The 19806-nt window shown below is 64.9% G+C and carries 23 protein-coding genes and 1 pseudogene; 17 read left to right on the forward strand and 7 right to left on the reverse strand.

What is annotated here, in order from left to right; all coding sequences use genetic code 11:
• The 12 genes from ABEJ63_RS06870 to ABEJ63_RS06925 all read left to right on the forward strand — a co-directional run.
• Window positions 1–1023: RNA-guided endonuclease InsQ/TnpB family protein (locus tag ABEJ63_RS06870; RefSeq protein ID WP_375795622.1), on the forward strand; the 1023-nt coding region annotated here is incomplete at its 5' end.
• A 154-nt stretch (window positions 1024–1177) separates the two neighbouring features.
• Window positions 1178–2389, forward strand: a complete 1212-nt coding sequence (locus ABEJ63_RS06875; RefSeq protein ID WP_375795623.1) for a translation initiation factor IF-2 subunit gamma — start codon at window positions 1178–1180, stop codon at window positions 2387–2389.
• Window positions 2386–2757 (forward strand): twitching motility protein PilT, encoded by a 372-nt coding sequence (locus tag ABEJ63_RS06880; protein WP_375795624.1) that lies wholly within the window; start codon window positions 2386–2388, stop codon window positions 2755–2757. The genes ABEJ63_RS06875 and ABEJ63_RS06880 overlap by 4 nt, the downstream gene beginning before the upstream one ends.
• Complete coding sequence (locus ABEJ63_RS06885; protein WP_375795625.1) at window positions 2757–3338, forward strand: DNA-directed RNA polymerase; 582 nt, start codon at window positions 2757–2759, stop codon at window positions 3336–3338. The genes ABEJ63_RS06880 and ABEJ63_RS06885 overlap by 1 nt, the downstream gene beginning before the upstream one ends.
• A complete protein-coding gene (gene spt4 / locus ABEJ63_RS06890; RefSeq protein ID WP_375795692.1) occupies window positions 3335–3535 on the forward strand; it encodes a transcription elongation factor subunit Spt4 in 201 nt (66 codons plus the stop codon). The genes ABEJ63_RS06885 and spt4 overlap by 4 nt, the downstream gene beginning before the upstream one ends.
• Before the next feature lie 4 nt (window positions 3536–3539).
• Entirely contained in the window at window positions 3540–4085 is a 546-nt protein-coding gene (locus ABEJ63_RS06895; protein ID WP_375795626.1) for a GTP-dependent dephospho-CoA kinase family protein, read from the forward strand.
• A 56-nt stretch (window positions 4086–4141) separates the two neighbouring features.
• Window positions 4142–4453, forward strand: a complete 312-nt coding sequence (gene rps24e, locus ABEJ63_RS06900) for a 30S ribosomal protein S24e (protein WP_375795627.1) — start codon at window positions 4142–4144, stop codon at window positions 4451–4453.
• Window positions 4453–4587, forward strand: coding sequence for a 30S ribosomal protein S27ae (locus ABEJ63_RS06905; protein WP_375795628.1), 135 nt, complete (start codon window positions 4453–4455; stop codon window positions 4585–4587). The genes rps24e and ABEJ63_RS06905 overlap by 1 nt, the downstream gene beginning before the upstream one ends.
• A gap of 57 nt (window positions 4588–4644) precedes the next feature.
• Entirely contained in the window at window positions 4645–6240 is a 1596-nt protein-coding gene (locus ABEJ63_RS06910) for a bifunctional N(6)-L-threonylcarbamoyladenine synthase/serine/threonine protein kinase (RefSeq protein WP_375795629.1), read from the forward strand.
• A 45-nt stretch (window positions 6241–6285) separates the two neighbouring features.
• The gene (locus tag ABEJ63_RS06915) at window positions 6286–6561 is read left to right on the forward strand and encodes a DUF5808 domain-containing protein (RefSeq protein ID WP_375795630.1); all 276 of its coding nucleotides are present in this window, start codon (window positions 6286–6288) and stop codon (window positions 6559–6561) included.
• Between the two features lie 44 nt (window positions 6562–6605).
• Window positions 6606–7259: a non-canonical purine NTP pyrophosphatase gene (locus ABEJ63_RS06920; RefSeq protein WP_375795631.1), complete on the forward strand. Its 654-nt coding sequence runs from the start codon at window positions 6606–6608 to the stop codon at window positions 7257–7259.
• Between the two features lie 449 nt (window positions 7260–7708).
• Window positions 7709–8122, forward strand: coding sequence for a GNAT family N-acetyltransferase (locus ABEJ63_RS06925; protein ID WP_375795632.1), 414 nt, complete (start codon window positions 7709–7711; stop codon window positions 8120–8122).
• Here the strand turns inward: ABEJ63_RS06925 and ABEJ63_RS06930 are convergent.
• Window positions 8119–8592, reverse strand: coding sequence for a hypothetical protein (locus ABEJ63_RS06930; RefSeq protein ID WP_375795633.1), 474 nt, complete (start codon window positions 8590–8592; stop codon window positions 8119–8121). The genes ABEJ63_RS06925 and ABEJ63_RS06930 overlap by 4 nt on opposite strands.
• Before the next feature lie 154 nt (window positions 8593–8746).
• Here ABEJ63_RS06930 and ABEJ63_RS06935 point away from each other — a divergent pair, with 154 nt between their 5' ends.
• Complete coding sequence (locus ABEJ63_RS06935) at window positions 8747–9691, forward strand: DUF5787 family protein (protein WP_375795634.1); 945 nt, start codon at window positions 8747–8749, stop codon at window positions 9689–9691.
• Here the strand turns inward: ABEJ63_RS06935 and ABEJ63_RS06940 are convergent.
• The gene (locus tag ABEJ63_RS06940; protein WP_375795635.1) at window positions 9679–10497 is read right to left on the reverse strand and encodes an MBL fold metallo-hydrolase; all 819 of its coding nucleotides are present in this window, start codon (window positions 10495–10497) and stop codon (window positions 9679–9681) included. The genes ABEJ63_RS06935 and ABEJ63_RS06940 overlap by 13 nt on opposite strands.
• A 100-nt stretch (window positions 10498–10597) precedes the next feature.
• Here ABEJ63_RS06940 and ABEJ63_RS06945 point away from each other — a divergent pair, with 100 nt between their 5' ends.
• On the forward strand, window positions 10598–10747 hold the full coding sequence (locus tag ABEJ63_RS06945; protein ID WP_375795636.1) for a hypothetical protein: 150 nt from the start codon (window positions 10598–10600) through the stop codon (window positions 10745–10747).
• Window positions 10748–10820: 73 nt separating this feature from the next.
• On the opposite strand, the gene ABEJ63_RS06950 is transcribed toward ABEJ63_RS06945, so the two are convergent.
• A complete protein-coding gene (locus ABEJ63_RS06950) occupies window positions 10821–12131 on the reverse strand; it encodes an ATP-binding protein (protein WP_375795637.1) in 1311 nt (436 codons plus the stop codon).
• A gap of 148 nt (window positions 12132–12279) precedes the next feature.
• Between ABEJ63_RS06950 and ABEJ63_RS06955 the strand changes: the two genes are divergently transcribed.
• Window positions 12280–13419, forward strand: a complete 1140-nt coding sequence (locus ABEJ63_RS06955) for a thiolase family protein (RefSeq protein WP_375795638.1) — start codon at window positions 12280–12282, stop codon at window positions 13417–13419.
• 24 nt (window positions 13420–13443) lie between these two features.
• On the opposite strand, the gene ABEJ63_RS06960 is transcribed toward ABEJ63_RS06955, so the two are convergent.
• Window positions 13444–15354: a cation:proton antiporter gene (locus tag ABEJ63_RS06960; protein WP_375795693.1), complete on the reverse strand. Its 1911-nt coding sequence runs from the start codon at window positions 15352–15354 to the stop codon at window positions 13444–13446.
• Between the two features lie 61 nt (window positions 15355–15415).
• Complete coding sequence (locus ABEJ63_RS06965; RefSeq protein WP_375795639.1) at window positions 15416–16327, reverse strand: MBL fold metallo-hydrolase; 912 nt, start codon at window positions 16325–16327, stop codon at window positions 15416–15418.
• Window positions 16328–16414: 87 nt separating this feature from the next.
• Between ABEJ63_RS06965 and serS the strand changes: the two genes are divergently transcribed.
• Window positions 16415–17794, forward strand: coding sequence for a serine--tRNA ligase (gene serS, locus ABEJ63_RS06970; protein WP_375795640.1), 1380 nt, complete (start codon window positions 16415–16417; stop codon window positions 17792–17794).
• A gap of 2 nt (window positions 17795–17796) precedes the next feature.
• On the opposite strand, the gene ABEJ63_RS06975 is transcribed toward serS, so the two are convergent.
• Window positions 17797–18129, reverse strand: coding sequence for a nuclear transport factor 2 family protein (locus tag ABEJ63_RS06975; protein WP_375795641.1), 333 nt, complete (start codon window positions 18127–18129; stop codon window positions 17797–17799).
• Between the two features lie 81 nt (window positions 18130–18210).
• Between ABEJ63_RS06975 and ABEJ63_RS06980 the strand changes: the two genes are divergently transcribed.
• Window positions 18211–18705, forward strand: coding sequence for a DUF367 family protein (locus ABEJ63_RS06980; RefSeq protein ID WP_375795642.1), 495 nt, complete (start codon window positions 18211–18213; stop codon window positions 18703–18705).
• Here ABEJ63_RS06980 and ABEJ63_RS06985 read toward each other — a convergent pair.
• Window positions 18706–19725: pseudogene (locus tag ABEJ63_RS06985) on the reverse strand (hypothetical protein).
• Window positions 19726–19806 lie beyond the last annotated feature (81 nt).

A 19806-nucleotide genomic window follows, 5' to 3' on the forward strand; every position in this document is an offset into this window, starting at 1 on the left:
CACGTCCAATCGGCTCGTGACCGTGCTGTCGATGCACTCGATAGTGTGGTCGCCAAGTGGTCGAAGGGCAAATACGCCTCGTTGCCGACGTTCACCACGCCGTTTTGCGAATACAACCAGCGCAACGCCACGTTCCACGACGACCACGCTTCGCTGTCCACCGTCGATGGGCGCGTCACCGCCGAGTACGTCTTGCCCGACGAGAACCGTGACACGCCCCACTCGGAGTACCTGCGCTCCGACGAGTGGGAGACGACCGGCGCGACACTCCACTACCGCCGTGGCGACTTCTACCTCCACGTCCGAACAAAGGCGGACGTGGACGACCCCGAACCAGCCGAGAACGGAACGGTTCTCGGCGTGGACCTCGGGGTCGAGAACATCGCCGTCACCTCGACCGGCGTGTTCTGGTCTGCCGACGAGTTGAACCATTGGCGGACGGAGTACGTCGAGCGCCGCAAATCCCTCCAAGAGTGCGGGTCGCGGTACGCCCACGAGAACGTCCAAGCGGTCGGGCGCAAAGAGACGGGCCGCTTCGAGCAGCACCTTCACCGCGTGGCGAACGAACTCGTCGCTGAAGCCGCCGAGAATGGCTGTACGGTCGTCGCCTTCGAGAACTTGACGGACATCCGCGACCGGATGCCCAACGCCCGCAAGTTCCACGAGTGGGCGTTCCGCCGCCTGTACGAGTACGTCTCGTACAAAGCCGACGAACGCGGTATCCACGTCAAGCAAGTAAACCCGAAGAACACGTCGCGGCGATGTTCGTCGTGTGGATTCACCCACGAGGACAACCGCCCGGCACAGGACACCTTTTGCTGTCAGTCCTGTGGGTACGAGAACCACGCGGACTACAACGCGGCCAAGAACATCGGCTACAGACTCCTTCGCAACCAAACTGGGGGCGAAGGAGGCGCACCCGTAGGTGTGCGCTTGAACACCGGGATGCTGAACGCGAACGGGGTCAAACCCCTGCCGGATTCGGCCAGAGCGGGAGTCCATGGTGAAAGCCCACGGCGTTAGCCGTGGGTTAACTTACATGTAGAGGGTAGAGTCCCACCGACTAAACGGTTGGCTGAAACGAATTTCACCAGCCGAGACGCAGCACACGCCGACGAGGGGGACCGAACACGGTAGGTTTATCAGTCGCACGGAGCGAACTCATCACAATTACTCAATGACTGCGAACAACCGACAACCGGAGGTGAATATCGGGCTGGTGGGCCACGTCGATCACGGGAAGACGACGCTCGTGGAGGCGCTGTCGGGCGCGTGGACCGACCAACACTCCGAGGAGATGAAACGTGGTATCTCCATCCGGCTGGGCTATGCCGACGCGACATTCCGCCGTCGACCTAGTGTCGAGCCGCCCGAGTGTTATACCGTAGAGGAGGAAGTCGATGGCGAGCCGACAGAGGTCGTTCGGACCGTCTCGTTCGTTGACGCGCCGGGCCACGAGACGCTGATGGCGACGATGCTCTCCGGGGCCGCCATCATGGACGGGGCCGTGCTGGTGGTCGGGGCTAACGAAGAGGTGCCCCAGGCACAGACGGAGGAGCACCTGATGGCGCTGGATATCATCGGAATCGACAACATCGTCATCGCTCAGAACAAAATTGATCTCGTTGACCCCGAGCGGGCTCGCGAGAACTACGAGCAGATACAGGCGTTCGTTGATGGGACCGTCGCAGAGGACGCACCGGTTGTCCCCACCTCCGCCGAGCAGGGAATCAACATCGACGTACTCATCGACGCCATCGAGGAGACGATTCCGACGCCGGAGCGGGACCCCGAGGCCCCCGCTCAGCTCCAGGTCGCCCGTTCGTTCGACATCAACCGCCCGGGGACGACATTCGAGCAGCTACAGGGCGGCGTCATTGGCGGATCGCTCACACAGGGGACACTCGAGACGGGCGACGAAATTGAGATTCGGCCGGGCCGCGACGTCGACGACCGCTACGAGTCGGTGACAACGATGGTTCGGTCGCTGCAGGCTGGCGGCGAAACCGTCGACGCGGCCACGCCCGGCGGGCTCATCGGCGTGGGTACCGGGCTCGATCCCTCGATGACGAAGGGCGACGGACTGGCCGGCCAAGTGGCCGGGCCGAGCGAGTCACTGCCACCCGTCCACGACGGATTCACGATGGACGTAGAGCTACTGGACCGGGTTGTCAGCGTCGACGAAGAGATAGAACCCATCTCGACGGGCGAGCCGCTGATGTTGACGATCGGCACCGCGACGACAGTCGGCTCTGTCACCTCCGCACGCGACGCGGAGGCGGAGGTGCAACTGAAGCGGCCGGTCTGTGCCCGTGAGGGAGCGAAGATCGCTATCAACCGACGCGTCGGCGCGCGCTGGCGACTCATCGGCGTTGGCACGCTCCGATGACGCGGATTGCCGTCGACACGAACGCGCTCATGATGCCCGTCGAGGCGGACGTGCGGCTGTTCGACGAACTCGATCGGCTGCTCGACGACTACGAGCCGGTCGTCCCCGAGTCGGTACTCGAGGAACTCGACCGGCTGGCAGCCGGCAACGGCGAAGAGGCCGTCGCAGCCTCGGTGGGGCGCGACCTCGCCGACCGGTGTACTGTTGTTGCGACCGACGCCGAATACGCGGATGACGCCGTGCTGGAGCTGGCCGGCGACTGCGCGTACGCGGTGACGAACGACCGGCCCCTGCGCCGCCGGCTTTCCATGGCTGGCGTTCCCGTAATCTGTTTACGGGCTGGGACGAAACTCGCGGTAACGAACTAATGTACAAGAAAGTCAGGCTGAAGGACACGGTCGAGGTGCCTCCAGAGCACCTGCCGGACCGGACAGAACCGGAGGTACCGCCCGCGCTCATCAAGCGACTGCTCCAAGACAAACTTGAGGGACGGATGGACGAGGAGGTTGGCTCTGTCGTCACCGTGACCGAGGTGCAGGACGTTGGCGACGGCGCCGTCGTCCCGAACCGTCCGAGCGTCTACTACGAGGCAGAGTTCGACGCGATCACCTTCGATCCGGAGATGCAGGAGGTCGTCGACGGCGAAGTGGTCGAGGTGGTGAACTTCGGCGCGTTCGTCGGTATTGGACCCGTCGACGGGCTGCTCCACGTCTCGCAGATCTCCGACGAGTATCTCGCCTACGATGGGGAAAACCAACAACTCGCCTCCCGCGACTCCAACCGCGTGCTGAGCGTCGGCGACGCCGTCCGCACGCGCATCGTCACCAAGAGCATCGACGAGCGGAATCCCCGCGACTCGAAGATTGGGCTGACCGCCAAGCAGGTGGGGCTGGGCAAGCACGGCTGGCTCGAAGAAGAGCGCAAGCGGCGTGCTGCCGGAGGTGACTGATGGCGCAACGTCTGGTTTGTCGCGACTGCCACCGTGTGCTCGATGTCGACGACGGCGAGCAGTGTCCCGCCTGTGGCTCAAACTCCCTCACCGAGGACTGGGCCGGCTACGTCGTCATCACCCACCCGGAGAAGTCCGAGATCGCCACAGAGATGGAGATTGACGAACCGGGTCGATATGCGCTGAAGGTCCGGTAAGTCGATGGAGCCGCTCCTCGAGCTGCCGACAGACCTGCGCTCGGAGCTGAAGAAGCCACTTGGCCCCGTCTATCAAGATGCAGATGCGCTGCTTGCGGACGCTGGCGAGCCGCTAGTCGCCGTCGGCGACGTCGTCACCTACCACCTACTGGAGGCTGGCTACCGGCCGGCGGTCGCGCTCGTTGATGGGAAGACAAAACGCGAACGGGTACGCCGGGAGGTCCGCGAGACCGTTGGTGACGACGGGTTTGATCATCGACTGGAGGTTGCGTCGCCGGCTGGCGGGCTCTCAGAGCCGTTGCTAGCCACGCTCCGAAAGGTAATCGACGCCGGCAAGCCGACGCTCGTCGAGGTGACCGGTGAAGAGGATCTCGCGGCGCTGCCAGCGGTGCTCGCGCTGCCGGCAGGTGCAAGTGTCGTCTACGGCCAGCCTGACGAGGGGATGGTGCTGGCGATGGTCGACGAGCGGACACGGACGCGAGTCAAGGAATTGCTCGATGGGTTCGAGGGAGATCACGCAACCGCCTACGCCACGCTCGGCGTCGCCTAAGCCACCGGACTCGAAATCCTTTTACGCGTTTCGGCGGCATCTATGGGTAACGAACCATGGAAATCGACGTCATCTCCGAGGAGGAGAACCCCATGTTGCACCGGACAGACGTGCGGTTCGAGGTGACCCACGAAGAGGCGAGTCCGTCGCGGCTCTCCGTGCGTGACTCGCTGGCCGCGAAACTCAATAAGGACGCCGACGAGGTCGTCGTCCATCGGCTCGACACCAAGTACGGGATGCGCAAGACCGTCGGTTACGCGAAGGTGTACGACAGTGCCGAGGCTGCCGTCGACGTCGAACAGGAGTATATGCTCGAGCGTAACAAGATAGACGAGGAGGCCGACGAAAGCGAGGAGGCCGAGGCCTGATGGCGCGTCACGAACTGTACAGCGACAACGGCACGACAGAGCGCGAGCAGTGTCCCCGTTGTGGCGATACGTTCCTCGGCGACTACGGCGACCGGCTCCATTGTGGTCGGTGTAGCTACACCGAGTTCCAGTAGCCCGGCAATGACCGACCGCGCGCCCGACGCCCTCAACGCAGGTGGCGGGGCGCCGCAGTGACCCGGATTCTCGGCATCGAGGGGACTGCCTGGTGTGCCAGTGCCGCAGTCCACGACACCGCGAGTGACGAGACATTTATCGAGTCGGACGCGTACGAGCCTGACAGCGGCGGCATTCATCCTCGCGAGGCCGCAGAGCACATGCGCGAGGCCATCCCTCGCGTCGTCGCCGCGGCCCAACAGTATGCCACCGAGACGGCCGAAGAAGCGGACCCAGGCATCGACGCCGTGGCGTTCTCGCAAGGACCGGGGCTCGGCCCGTGTCTGCGCGTGACCGCGACAGCCGCCCGGGCGCTCGCACTGTCATTAGACGTGCCCCTGGTCGGTGTCAATCATATGGTTGCCCATCTTGAGATAGGCCGACACCGCTCTGGCTTCGCGTCCCCGGTATGTCTCAATGCCAGCGGCGCGAACGCCCACCTGCTTGGATACCGAGGCGGCCGCTATCGCGTGCTCGGCGAGACGATGGACACTGGCATTGGCAACGCAATCGACAAGTTCACCCGCCATCTGGGCTGGTCGCACCCCGGCGGGCCGAAGGTAGAGGCGCGGGCCCACGACGGCGAGTACGTCGAACTTCCGTACGTCGTGAAAGGGATGGATTTCTCGTTCGCGGGCATCACGAGCGCGGCGAAAGCAGCCGTCGACGATGGCGTTCCCGTTTCGGACATCTGCTTCTCGCTGCAGGAGACGATGTTCGCGATGCTGACAGAGGTGTCCGAGCGAGCGCTGTCGCTGACGGGTGCAGATGAGCTGGTCCTTGGGGGCGGTGTCGGCCAGAACGACCGACTCCGCGAGATGCTCACGGCGATGTGTGCGGCCCGAGGCGCCGACTTCTATGCACCCGAACCTCGCTTTCTCCGGGACAACGCCGGGATGATAGCCGTCCTCGGCGCGCGGATGTACGAGGCCGGTGACACGATCGCGGTTGAAAACTCTCGCGTCGACCCCGATTTCCGGCCCGACGAGGTGGACGTGACGTGGGACGCTCAACCGGTCGCAAGTGCAGCCCGACGCCACCCAGACGGCGAGGTCCGAGGCGCGGAGGCCACCGTCGAGTTGGGCGAGCGGGTCCACAAGCGACGGGTCGGTAAACCCTACCGGCACCCGGAGTTGGACGAGCGGCTCCGGGCCGAGCGCACTCGACGCGAGGCGCGACTGACGAGTCTTGCCCGCCGCGAGGGAGTGCCGACACCCGTTGTCTATGATGTGGACGATCAAGAGGCGACACTCACGCTCGAGCGGGTAGGGACAGCTGACCTCCGCGAGCAACTGGCCGGTCCGCACGTCCAGGCCGTCGCGTACCACCTCGCGGCGTGTCACGCAGCCGGGTTTGTTCACGGCGACCCGACGCCGCGAAATGTCCGCGTCGGCGACGAGCGCACCTATCTCATCGACTTCGGCCTGGGCTATCACACCGACCACGTCGAAGACTTCGCGATGGATCTCCACGTATTCGAGGGGGCACTCGCGGGGACGAGCGACGATGCCGACGCGCTAACGGCCACCTTCGAGTCGGCCTATCGGGAGGCAGGCGATGTTGCCGTCGTTGAACGGCTCCGCGAAATCGAGGGGCGCGGCCGCTACCAGTAGCGAGCCACCGGAAACACCTTTGGTCGGGCCGGCATACCGACTGATATGGTCGACAAGCCGCAGTCCGGAGAGCTGTTCGGCGTGCCGTACAACTTCAAACGGCCGTCGCTCGGACGGATGCTCTCATCGTACTGGCAGCCAGGTGACGGGATGTTGGTCGAGAAACCGTTCGGCGTCGGGTACACGCTCAATCTCGCCAACTGGCGATCATGGGTGGTCCTGCTCGTGGCGGGCGCACTCTTCTACCAGCAGCAGCGGGCCGCTGAGACGAGCGACGGCGAGGAGGAAGACGAGCCGGTCGAGGTTCTCGTCGACGAGTAGACCAGCTTCGACGCGTCTTTACTCCGAGCAGGCCAACACCGAGTATGAGCCTTCGGTACGTCACGACGAACGAGGGAAAGGTCGACGAGGCGCTGGAGTATCTCGATGGCGACGTGCGCCAGTTCGACTACGACTACACCGAGATACAGGCTGACGATCTCGAGACGGTCGCCGCCGCGGGCGCCCGTGAGGCGTTCCGGGCGGTCGGGGAGCCGGACACGGCAGTACTCGTCGACGACGCCGGCCTGTTCATCGAAGGATTCGACGGCTTCCCGGGTCCGTACTCGTCGTATGTCGAGGAGACACTTGGCGTCGACCAAGTGGGCCGGCTCGCCCGTGAGGCCGGCGCGACGCGGGCATACTTCCGATGCGTGCTTGCCTACTGTGACGGCGAGTCGTTCGCGGCGACGCCGGAGCCGGTCGACCGCGAGCGACGTGGCCAGGATCTCGCCGCCGATGAACGGGCCGTCGCGGTGACTGACGACACTGTCGCAGAAGGTACTCTGCCAGTGAAACTGTTCGTCGGGAGCGTCCCCGGACGCATCGTCGAGCCGCGCGGCGACGGCGGCTTCGGCTACGATCCAGTGTTCGAACATGACGGACAGACGCTCGCAGAGATGTCCGCTGCCGAAAAGAACGCCATCTCCCATCGTGGGCGGGCGCTGGCGAAGTTCGCCGACTGGTACGCTGACCGGTAGTCTGGCAGTCTGCAGTGTCCGACCGGCGTGTTTTCTTTTCGTTCGACCTGAAACGAGAGGGCATGGAGGTGCGGCCAGCACGTGAACGGGACGCAGAGGCATTGATCTCCTCCTCCGCCTGCAGGCGGAGGAATCCGCACATCGGATTCGGGCGGCCGTCGCCCTTCGGTTCCAACCCGCACTCAGAGGGAACCGGCGACACACCGGGGGAACTTTCGTTTGTCTCCCTCGGAGGGCTGTGGCCCGGTCAATGAGGCCCCATCGGAGTCCGTGTCATCGCCGTGCGACCCACCGTTGGTTCGCCACCCCTTGTGGTTCGGGGACGGCATCTCACCGAGCCCGTAGCAGCCGTACTAACGGTGGAAACGGCCATGAATCCATCGGCGAACAGGCCAAGTGGCCGCTCGATTCCCGCCTCAGGACGGGAGTCTGCGCTCGTAAACTCTATCATGGAGGTCCATGTCGCCGCGGCGGAGGCCGGCGGGGCCCGCGCGTACGACGAGGCGACCGCCGGTGAGTGGGCCGCCCGTGGCGAACGGTCCGCCGACGACTATCCACTCGAGGACCCAGCGAGTCACTTCGTCGTCGCGAGCGACGGCGACGTGGCTGGCTTCGGCGAACTCGTTCCCGACGAGCGGGCGGTGCGAGCGGTGTACGTCCACCCTGACCACGAACGGCGCGGCATCGGAACGGCGCTGCTCGCGCATCTCGAGGGGTATGCGCGGGCGCTTAAACTTCCGAAGCTCCACCTCCAGGCATGGATGAACGCGGTCGGTTTCTACAAGCAAGCCGGATACGAGCAGGTCGGCCAGGGAGAGAGCCCCGGCGGGGTTCCGGTCACTGAGATGCGGAAACAGCTCTAACGGCGCGGCTCACGATCCGGTCCAGGGTACGGTCCCTCGCCGACCGTCGGCCAGAGCCGCTCGGGGTCGAACAGCTGCGCGAACGCGTCGGGCGTTCGAACACTCACCTCGGCGTACGCGCGAAGGTTCGCGCCCGCGGACACGCTCGTCAACGACGGGTCCAGTGAAAGGAGATGCGGGGCTCCGCTGCGGTAGGCACTCGCCAGTCCGGGATGGTCCCCCGGAGGATGGTCGACCCGCTCCGTCCACTCAGCAAGACGGGCCCGGTGAGCGGCCGCGAGCTTCGAATCCGCGAGGCGAGCGACGATTGCCTCCGTGTCCGCCAGCAACTGCTGGGATGCGATGAGGGTCGTCCACGAGTGACACCACAGCGCGTCGAGCGCGTCTCGAGCCCGCCCGCCGACTAGCAAATCGGCCGCGAGGACGTCCGCGTCGGCAACAACGCGGGTCGGGTCCGGCTCAGTCGTCATCTTCGCGCACCACCGCGAGCGTCTCAGTCACGTCGGCCTCGGTGACGTCCCAGGCGATCGCGCGGTCGAACAGGTCAACCCAGTCCATACCCGCTGTTGGCCAGCCACCGGCATAGGCGCGGGGCTTTTGCTCGCCGCGGCCGGACGGCCGCTCGTGCGCGAGTTCGGCTTCGAATTGGCCGTGTGTGCAGGCCTCGAGCGAGATGGCCGGCTCGTCGCCCGCCAACTGTCGGGGGCTGTCCATGGCTCCCGAATCGTAGACTGTGTCGTTATCGAGCCGGGACCGGCGTTCGACAAGCGGACGCGCATTACCGACCAGACTATCCCGCCGCAACTCCTCGAGGCGTCAATCGGGCCAGGGACACCCAGACGACCGAGCGACATCCTCGGTGACTCGTCGTATGCCCGCGAGGCAGTGGAGACAGGGCTCGCATGTGGCTACCTCGTCCGCGAGCGGCGCGACGGCCAAGCGTACGTCCGTGCGACGGCTCGCTATCCGGCCGACTGGTTCGACGGGCTTGTCGCGATCGAGAATAAACCGGACCTTGGACAGCCGGGGGAACTCCAGCGGCAGCTACGGACGGACGTCTCGCTCGCGCTGTTCGACCGCGTCTGGCTGGCGACAGCAAGCCACGTCACTGGCGCACACCTGAACCGCATCCCAGAGGCTGTCGGCGTCTGGCGGATCAACCCCGAAACGGGTGAGCGGACGATTGTCCGCGAGCCGACACCGCTTCCGACCGAGGAGCCAGGCCTCGAACTCCGCGCACGGCACGCCGGCCGGGTCGACGTGCGGCCCGTCGACGCTGCGGCGAAACACCGCTATCGCCGCCGGATCGCGGAACGAGCCTACGGAAAGGGCTGGCGCGTCCCGTTCCCGGACTGTCCGGCCGTCGAGGAGCGGTCGGTCGCCGGCGTCGGTGGGCTAGCCTACTGCACGCGACAGGAGCGGTTCGTGCGGCCGGCCGACGCCTGCGACTGCGCACGGGCAGGGCCGGACGTGGACACGGACGCCCGCCGGGCCGAGCACTCGCCGTGGGTGCGCAATCCCGCGGGGACACGGCGGCGACAGGCAGGACTCGACCGTTACAGGTCGTAGTACTCGCCATCGACGGCCAGCGGGTCGCCGAACGCCTCCTCAGGGCCGGCGAAGTGCGAGACGTGAACCACTCGGAACTGGGCGACGTCAAGCTCCTCGGCTAACGAGACAGCCCCCTCCGTCGTCATGTGCTTGGTACCGAACGTGCGAGGAACACCCGCCTCGTCGTGGTGGTCGCCGCCGAGCGGGTGGTACTCGCACAATGACGCCGGGACAATGCCGTCCGCTAACAGCAGGTCTGCGCCTCTGAACGCCTCTCGAGAGGCATCGGGAATCGCGTAGTTCGTGTCACCGGTGATCGCGAGCGTCGCGTCTGCACTCTCGATGACGACGCCATAACATACCAGCGGTGGGTGAACGACCGGGATCAGCCGCACGTCGAAGCCGCACGCCTCGAACGGGTCGCCAGGGCGGTGGCCGACAGCAGTGATCGCCTCAAGATAGTCGTACTTGCGGGCGACCGTCTCAGCGACCGACTCACCTGTCTCCGGATCTGTCTCATTTGCGGCGTGAACGGGCGTGTCCTCGAGTAGCCGGTAGGCGTTGCCCAGTCCATCGAGGTGGTCGAAGTGGATGTGTGTGACGAGTATCTCGTCAGGCAGCGGGACCGACTCCCGGAGGAATTGGTGGCGAAAATCCGGCGAGGCATCAATAAGTAGCGACTCGCCAGTGATCTCGTTGCGGACGTGGACGGAAAAGCGAGTCCGCTCAACGTCCCGCTCACGCGCCGTCCGGCACGTGTCACAGCGACAGCCGGGCGTAGGTGTTCCCGTTGTGTCGCCGGTGCCGAGCAGGGTTACCTCCACGGACGTCTCTCGGACGGACGGGGAGTAAAGCCCGCGGTCGCCGCGGTAATTCTAATGATTGTTCACAACACTTATGAGGGTCCCACCCATCCAGCCGTGTGTGATGCGAGGGACAGACCCCGCGCCGATTGTGCCGGAGATGCCGACCGAACAAGATGAACAGCCGACGCGTGACGAGGAACTTCGCGCGGACGGTGGCGACACGCGCGAGGAGCCGTTCGGCGCACCGCTCGTACCTGACTGTTCCTGAGGACGTCATATCTCACGCCTACAGTACAGCATTGAACCGGTAGCCACCGGCTACGCCCGGTGTCGTTGATTCCTCAGTGGTCGTGCTCGTGGTCGTGACCGCCGTCGCCAGCCACGGGTGCCGTCTCGTCGGACATCATGTCCATGTTCTTCAGATTGTCCCGTTCCTCGAATCCCTCAACTGCCCGCTCAAGATCTGCCTGCGTGAGCGTGGTCCGCTCTTCGGTGAGCGCGTCGAGGACGGCCTCACGCATTACTAGACGGAGGTCGCTACCGGTCAGCCCCTCCGTGATCTCGGCGATAGCCTCTGGGTCGAACTCTTCGATGTCCATGCTCCGGGTGACAAGCCGGAGGATATCCGAGCGCATTCCACGGTCGGGCTTGGGGAAATTGACAATCTCGTCGAAGCGGCGCCACGCCGCAGAGTCGAGCTGATCAGGGTGGTTAGTGGCGCCGATGAGGAGAACATCGTCCTGAATCAGCGAGATCTCGTCGATAGACTTCAACAGCGTATTGACCGCCCGTTTGATTGCGGCGTGCTCGTCGGACGAACGGGTCTTGGCGACGAAGTCGAACTCGTCCATGAAAAGAATACACGGAGAGAGCCGCTTGGCAACCTCGAACGTCTTGTCGACATTCTTGGCCGTTTCACCCAAGTACTGAGAGGTTATCATCGACAGCTTCACCTCGACAAATGGGAGGTCGAGTTGGTGGGCGAGCGCGCGGGCTACGCTCGTCTTGCCGGTACCCGGCGGGCCGACGAACAGCAGCTTCCCAATCTCACGCAGACCAATCCGCGCGAGATAGTCGCGGTGCTCGATTGCCTTCATCACCTTCTTGATCTCGTTCTCTTGGTCGTCCGTGAGTACGAGATCGTCAAGCTGCATCTCGATTTCTTCGGGCGCGCGCACGTCCACGAGATCGAGCATCTCCTCTTCATCCTCGTCGAACATCTCGTCGAGGAGAGAGTCGATCCAGACTCGGTCGGCGTGGATGGGCCGGTTCGCTTCGCGGGCGCGCTCGTAGTCGACGCCGAACTGGTCACCAAACACGTATGCGAGCGTCGGATTGTCGGCGACGTCGTCGGCATCAAGTCGGTCAAGCAGCCACGTCTCGGCCATCCCCTCGTCGGTGAACGAGACAGTGCCGGAGAAGTCATCGCGGTCGGTGAACATCAGCCCCTTGACTGCGTCCCATGGTCGCTCGATGCCGGTGGCCGCGGAGGCGTTCGCGTCCGTCGCGTTCAGCGGCCGCTCAACGGTCCCCTCCGACCAGAAGACCCGCCGATACTCCGGCGGAAGATCTCGTTCGTCAAGTTCGTCGTGTTCGTTGTAGAGACGGGTCGTGAGGAGAAACGTGACGACATCGACCTCGGGGCTCGTCATCTCAACTAACTATGGCCGGGCCGGTGATAAGCGCGTCGTCTAAAGCGATGCCTGTGGTTAGCGTTGGAAACGACACGACCCCCCAAAGTTACAGACGTAACCGAACGACGGGATAAGTTTACCAAGGAGGAACGGAAAGAGAGCACGTATGAGTGACACCGACCCCGTCGTCGTGCAGGCGGTCCGGACTCCCTTCGGGAAAGAAGACGGCGTCTTCGCCGATGTTCGAGCCGAGGATCTCTCAGTCGCGCTCGTCGACGAGATGCTCGCCAACACCGGCCTCGACGGCGATAACGTCGACGACCTGATGTGGGGCTGCGCTCAGCAGCGCTCCGAGCAGGGGAACAACGTCGCCCGCGTCATCTCGCTGCTGTCGGAGTTGGGCGAGAACGTCCCCGCGACGACAATCAACCGCTGGTGTGCTTCTTCCGCCCAAGCAGTCATCTCCGCGTCGGACGCGATTCGAGCCGGCCAGCGAGACTGTATCATCGCCGGCGGCGTCGAGTCGATGTCCCGCGTGAAGATGGGTGCGAACAACGAGTACCACCCCCGACTGAACGAGGAGTACGACCTCGCAGCGCTCTCGATGGGGATGACCGCCGAGGAGGTCGCGGAGCGGTACGACATCTCCCGGGAAACACAGGACGACTTCGGCTACCGGAGCCACGTCCGTGCCAGCGAGGCGACCCAGTCGGGCCGCTTCGACGACGAGATTGTTCCCGTCTCGACCGACGAGGGCATCATCGACGAGGACGAGGGCATCCGTCACGACATCGATCGCGAGAAGATGCGCGAGTTGCCGACTGTGTTCAAGTCCGATGGGACGGTCACGCCGGGCAACGCGTCACAGATTACCGACGGCGCAGCCGCGACGATGATCACCTCACGGGCGTTTGCCGAGGAACACGGGTTAGAGGTGCTCGCAGAGGTTGGCAACAACGCGGTCGCGGGCGTCGAGCCCGAGGTGATGGGTATCGGGCCAATTCCCGCCTGCCAGGAACTGTTCGAGCGGTCGGGGACGACCGCCGACGACTACGACCTCGTGGAGCTGAACGAGGCGTTCGCCTCTCAGTGTGAGTACTGTCGGCGTGAACTTGGCTTCGACGAAGACATTTACAATGTGAACGGCGGCGCTATCGCGCTGGGCCATCCACTGGGTGCGACCGGGGCGCGGCTGCCAGTGACACTTATCCACGAGATGCACAAGCGCGACGCCGAGCGCGGCCTCGCGACGGAGTGTGTCGGCTTTGGACAGGGCGCAGCGATTGAATTCACGCTCCCGAACTGACCCCCTCTCGGGGCGTGCCTCGGCCTACGACTCCGGGTGACAGAACGCCATCGCCTCGCGGACGCCATCGCGCTGGCCGATGAGCGTGATGCGGTCGCCGTGCTGAAGTGTGGTGTCCGCCGCCGGCACCTGCGTCTCGCCGTTGCGCGAGACGAGAGCGATGAGCGTTCCCGACGGAAGGTCTGGCCCAATCTCTTTTACCGTCCGGCCAACGAGCTCGTCGCTCGTCACCTCTATCTCTTGAACATCGCCCGAACGGCCAAGTTCGCCCATCCACTCGGCGAGCGCGGGCCGCTCGATGGCGTTGTCGAGGGCCTGCGCCGTCGCTAGCGCCGACGAGATGGTGCGCACGCCGAGGTCCTCGAAGGCGTCGACGTTGTCTGGGTTGTTCGCCCGCGCGATGATGGTCTCGACATCAAACTTCGAGGAGGCCAGCTGCGCGACGAGCAGGTTCGCGTCGTCGTCGCCGGTGGCTGCCGCAACGATACGGGCGTTGGCCGCGCCGGCCGACCGCAACACCTCTGTGTCCGTGCCATCGCCGATATGGACGGTATGGCCGTCGTCGCGGGCCTTCTCCACGACCGTTTCGTCGTTTTCGATGATAACGACGTTCTCTCCTCTGTCTTCGAGGCGGTCGGCGAGCGCCCGGCCCACCTGTCCGCCCCCGATGACGAGTACACGCATGGGTATCACGTCGAGGGACTCCGCAAGATACCGCGCGAGGCCGCCCTCGAACACGACCGTCGCGAGGATGACGAGAAAGACGACCCCCACGAGGAGGGTCGCGCTGGCGTCCAGCTGTGCCGCCTGTGCCGTCTCGCCGGCGGCACGCAGTTCGTCGGCCCGGTTCTGGAGTTCGACCGCGAACAGCGTCGCGACCGACGCCGGGATGATACCCCGCGGGCCGACGAAACTCATGAACAGCTTCTCGCCACGGGTGAACCGCCCACCGGCCGTCGAGAGGAATACGAGTGCCGGCCGGATGATCAGCGCGACCGCGATGACGACGGCGACCCCGCCGACTCCCAGCCGAAGCAGATCCTCGAAGCGCAAGAGCGCGGCCAGCGCGATGAAGACGAACGACAGCACGAGCAGGGTGATGTCGCCTTTGAACGCGGCGATATCCTCTTCGTAGGGAAGATCGAGGTTGCCGAGGATGATGCCAGCGGTGGCGACAGCGGCGACGCCCGCCTCGCTGGCGATGGTGTCGGCCGCGCCGAAGGCGACTAGCGCGCCCGCTAACACGAGCAGCCGGGCGTTCTGCGGTGCGTTCCCCGGCGAAAGGTCGATATACCGGAGCAAATACCACACGATCGCCGCGACGATGGCACCAACCAGCAGGCCAACGCCGAGCCGCTCAGCGAACAGCTGGAGAAACTGGTCGGGACCAGTGTTGCCGGTGATGATTATCTCGAAAACGACGACAGCAGTGATAGCCGCCGTCACGTCGTTGACGATACCTTCCGTCTCGAGGGCTGCCTCCACCCGGTCGCGAACGGGAACTACCTCGAGAATCGGTGTGATGACCGTCGGCCCGGTGGCAACCAACAGTGCCCCGATGAGAAACGAGATGTCCCATGGGGCAGCGAAAGCGTACTTCGTGACGACGGCCGTCGAAAAGAGAGCGATAAGCGCCCCTAATGTCACCAGGCGGACGTTCTCTGCGGGGGCCTCTCGGAGCTTCTCTGCCCGGAGGTGGAACGCGCCCTCAAAGACGATGATAGCGACGCTCAGGCCCACGATGGCCGGCAGCGCCGAGCCGAACGACTCGCGGGTGAGAAAGCCGATCCCCTCGGGGCCAAGCGCGATGCCAGCAGCGATGAGGAAGATGATGCTCGGCACCTCGAAGCGGTCGGCGAGTATCTGTGCTCCCACGCCCAGTCCGATGATGGCCGCGACGCTGGGAATAAGTAGACTCGACCCGCCTGCCATCAGGGACCCTCCACGCCGCGGGGTTCGCCGTCGCTATTAATAAACACCCGTGTCCTGACGTCGGCTACGTCTCTTGGGCGTCGAGATAGCGGAGGACACCGCGGGCATTCATTTCGGCTTCCGTGCGCACCTTCCGCTCACTCCACGGCTCGATGACTTCGACATCGGCAGCTACTGTCTCAACGACTGCCGCATCGTCGTCAAGCCGCTCGCGCGTCTGCCGTATCTCCTCGACCCACTCGGTCAGCACCGCTTCGTAGGCATCGAGCTTTCCGCCCGTCTCGGCGGGGCCATAGTGGGCGTACAGCAAGACTGCGGGAGCAAGCTCGCGCAGCTGGTCAATATCCGCGAGACACGCCTCGAAGTCGAAGTTCGGTGGCGGCGAGGTTGGCCGGACGACGTCGTGCCGCTGGGCGTAGATGCCAGCGGCGTCGGCCGCAAAGACCGCATCGTCGGCAGGGCTGTGAAAGACTGCATGGTGAGGGGCATGGCCCGGCGCGTGGTGGACCTCGAGCCGGCGATCGCCCAATTCGACTGCGTCTCCGTCCGTCACCGCGCGGATACGCTCCTCGGGGATTGGCTTGGGTTCGCGATAGAACTCGAATTGCTTGCCGACGGCCGCCCTCGTCCCTGCCCAGAGCCGCTCGGGGTCAACGAGGTGACGGACCCCCCGCTCGTAACACACCACTGTCGCAGCCGGACACTCGGCGGCGAGATAGCCCGCACCGCCGGCATGATCGAGGTGGACGTGAGTCGGAATGATGTAGGAAACGTCCTCGCGTCCAATCCCGAGTTCCGCGAGTGCCGCAAGTGTGTTGTCGACGTTCGTCCCGATGCCGGTGTCGATAATCGCCGGTTCAGGCGTATCGAGCAGGTACAGTGCACCGTACTCCGGCGTCTCGTACATACCCGTGTCGAGGTAGTAGACATCCGATACCGACGGGTAGTCGACGGCGTAGAGATCGCCAATTGCCATGCCGCTTGGTCGGCGGGCCGGGTAGTAAAGTGGTTGGGCGTCGCGTCACCGACACCCCTTTTGCCTGAAGCCGAGAACCGGAAACAGATGCTGTCACGACAGTTCGTCCGGGAGCACCCCGACGAGGTCCGCCGCGCGCTCGAAACGAAGGGCGCGGACGTCGATCTCGACCGGATACTGACCATCGACGAGGAGTGGCGCGAACTGAAGGCACGCGGCGATGACCTGCGACAGGAGCGTAACGAGATCTCCTCGCGCATCGGCGAACTGAAGCAGGCGGGCAAGGAAGAGGAGGCCCAGGATGCCATCGAGCGCTCCAGCGAACTGAAGGCTGAACTCGCCGAGATAGAAGAGCGTGCCGAGGAACTCGAGACGGAGCTAGAGCGGGCGTTGCTGACGCTCCCAAACATCCCCGTCGAGGAGGCGCCCATCGGTGACGACGAGAGCGATAACGTTGAGCGACGTCGCGAGAACTTCGAACCCACCCGACGACTCCCCGAGGATATCGTGCCTCACTACGAACTGGGTGAGCAGTTGGACATCCTCGACTTCGAGCGAGGCGCGAAGGTGGCTGGTGGCGGCTTCTACTTCACGAAGGGCGAGGGAGCACGCCTTGAGCACGCACTCATCCAATTCATGCTCGACCACCACCGCGAGCAAGGGTACGAAGACGTGTTCCCGCCAATCCCGGTTAATTCGCTTGCGCTGGAGGGGACCGGCCAGTTCCCCAACTTCGACCGTGACGATGTCTACCGACTCGGTGGCGAAAACGACGCACCCTACGACGACAGCGACCTGTGGCTGCTGCCGACCGCGGAGGTGCCGGTGACAAACATGTACCGCGACGAGATACTGCTGGACGAGGACCTCCCGCTGAAACACCAGGCATACACGCCAAACTTCCGGCGAGAGGCCGGTGAGCACGGCACAGAGACCCGCGGTATCGTCCGCTCGCACCAGTTCAACAAGGTAGAGCTCGTCAACTTCACTCGGCCAGAGGACAGCCCAGAGCGGTTCGACGAGCTGGTCGAGGAGGCCGCCTCCGTGCTAGACGCGCTCGGGCTCCCCTACCGGGTACTGGAGATGTGTACCGGCGATATGGGGTTCACACAAGCGAAAAAATACGATCTCGAGGTGTGGGCACCTGCCAACGACGAACCGGATGGGCCCGAGCGGGGCGGCCGGTGGCTCGAGGTCTCCTCGGTGTCGAACTTCCACGATTTCCAGGCGCGGCGGGCTGGCATCCAGTACCGGCCAGAGCGTCACGAATCGGCCGAGTACGTCCACACGCTGAACGGCTCGGGGGTCGCGATTCCGCGGACAGTCGTTGCTATCCTCGAGTACTACCAGAACGACGATGGCACCGTCGAGGTGCCAGAGGTGCTCCAGCCATACATGGGGACAGATGTCATCGACGGGAGCGAGCCGGTTGGCGAATCAGCTGTCGGCGCAGGCCGACGGGAGTGACATCAGCCCGAGTGAGTGTACGTCCGCAGACCGGCAAGACGGCCGTCGGCGAACGCGAACACGTCGACAAACCGGAACCAGACTGACCCATCCGCCCGCCGGAGTTCCCCCTCAACGGCGACGCCCCCGTCTGCAGTGTAGACGGTCTCGACGACGTGGCTCGTGTCCGTCTCCGGCCGCTCGTCGCGCATGAACCGGACGAACTCGTCGGGGCCCTCAAGCGTCAGGTCGCTCCGTTCGTGGCAGAAGCCATCGGCCAGCAGGCCGCGCAGTCGGTCGTACTCGCCGTCATCGATAGCCTCGTAGTACGCCCGAGCACGGTCGACACGGTCCATACCGTCGGGAGTCGGCGGCGATACAAAGACGTGACGCGGGCGCGACGGGTTGTTTTTAATCGCTGGGACTGAACTACTGCCGTGGACCTGCACGTCCGCTACGAGGGAGATGACGACCCAGAGAAGTGCACGGCTCGGAAGCTGGCGCGCTTCGACATGGTCGAACTCCACCGGTCGGCCCGGACGGTGCCGCCGGGCGTCGTGCTTGACCCGCACGCCGAGCAGGCGCTCTCACCGGCGGACACGACCGACCGACTCGTGGCGCTCGACTGCTCGTGGGAGACGGCCGACGCAGAGGCATTCACGCTCGAGGGCCCCCACCGCGCGCTCCCTTTCCTCGTGGCGGGCAACCCCGTCAGCCACGGCCGACCGTTCCGACTCAACACCGCAGAGGCGTTCGCGGCCGCCTGCTACATCCTCGGCGAGCGCGAACAGGCCGAGCGGCTCATGTCGAAGTTCCGGTGGGGCCACACATTCCTCGAGTTGAACGCGGAGCCGCTGGAACGGTACGCGGCCTGCGAGGATTCGGCAGCAGTCGTCGCCGTCCAACAGGAGTATCTGGACCGCGGCGGGTAGCTACCGTCGGCCGAAGCCGACCGGCGGGGAAAGTGGACTCCGAGGAAGTCGGCCAGTCGGCTCGGGGTCATTGTACGCGGGCGGCGCTAGGTCGTTTGCGGCGTCCGGGTAGCAGACGGCCGCCAGCGCCTGTGCCTGCTCGCGACCCACGCCGAGTTCGAACTGGCCGCCGCCATAGCAGTCGATACCGTTGGCGGCGGCGTAATCGACCGTGTCCAGCAGCGCTGCGAGGGTGCCGAACCGCGAAGGCTTCACGTTCAGCGCGGCCGGGTCGACCGGAAGCGACTCGACCGCCTCAACGCTGGTAATCGGGTAGTCCCACGCGACCCGCTCGCGCTCGCGGGCGACGAACGACCGTGTCTCGGGGGTGATTGCGGGATCCTCAAGCGTCGCCTCCGGGAAGGCATCCGCAACTCGCTCATAGAACTCCAGGTCCGCAGGGACATCCACGTCAGTCCCCTGGTAATGGCCCTTCAGATCGAGCACGTGGACGCGGCCGGTGTCAGCCAACTGCGCGAGCAAGTCATCCGACCACGTCGGGGTCGGGTCAAGTTTGAACGTCGCTTGGGGATTCGCCGCGAGCAGCCGCTCGATACGGTCGAAGCTGTCGAGCCGCGTCGAGACGACGAACCGGATCGGTTCGGGGGTGATGTCGAGCGCGGCCGCAAGGGTCGTGTCGGCCTGTTTTGGGGCGAGGTCAAGCGCGGCCGACTCGAAGGCCCACCGGCGGAACGCGGGCGCGTGCTCGGCTGAGGGTGGCTCCGGCCACAAGTCCGTCTCGGCCAGCGTTGCCGAGAAACCGTCGATGGTGTACTCGCCTGCAAGGGCCGGATCGGGATACGGCTCGTGGTCGGCCGGCTCCTAACAGACATCTTCACCGCGCCCAACGGCACCGTCGCCGGCGAGTTCGACCGTTGTCGTCCGGCGGGTAAAGCCGCTCGAGACCGCCCGCTCGTGTCGCGAGACGGACAGCGACTCGACGACCAGCGGAAGGTCACACAGCGCGTCGTAGCGTCGCACGCCCCTATGAGAGGCCCGAGCCACAAAAGCCTCGCTTCGACCACTCGCAACGTTTAACAGCGCGCTGGCGGTACCCGTTGC

The organism is Halosegnis sp., from assembly GCF_042216475.1.
GTDB lineage: Archaea > Halobacteriota > Halobacteria > Halobacteriales > Haloarculaceae > Halosegnis.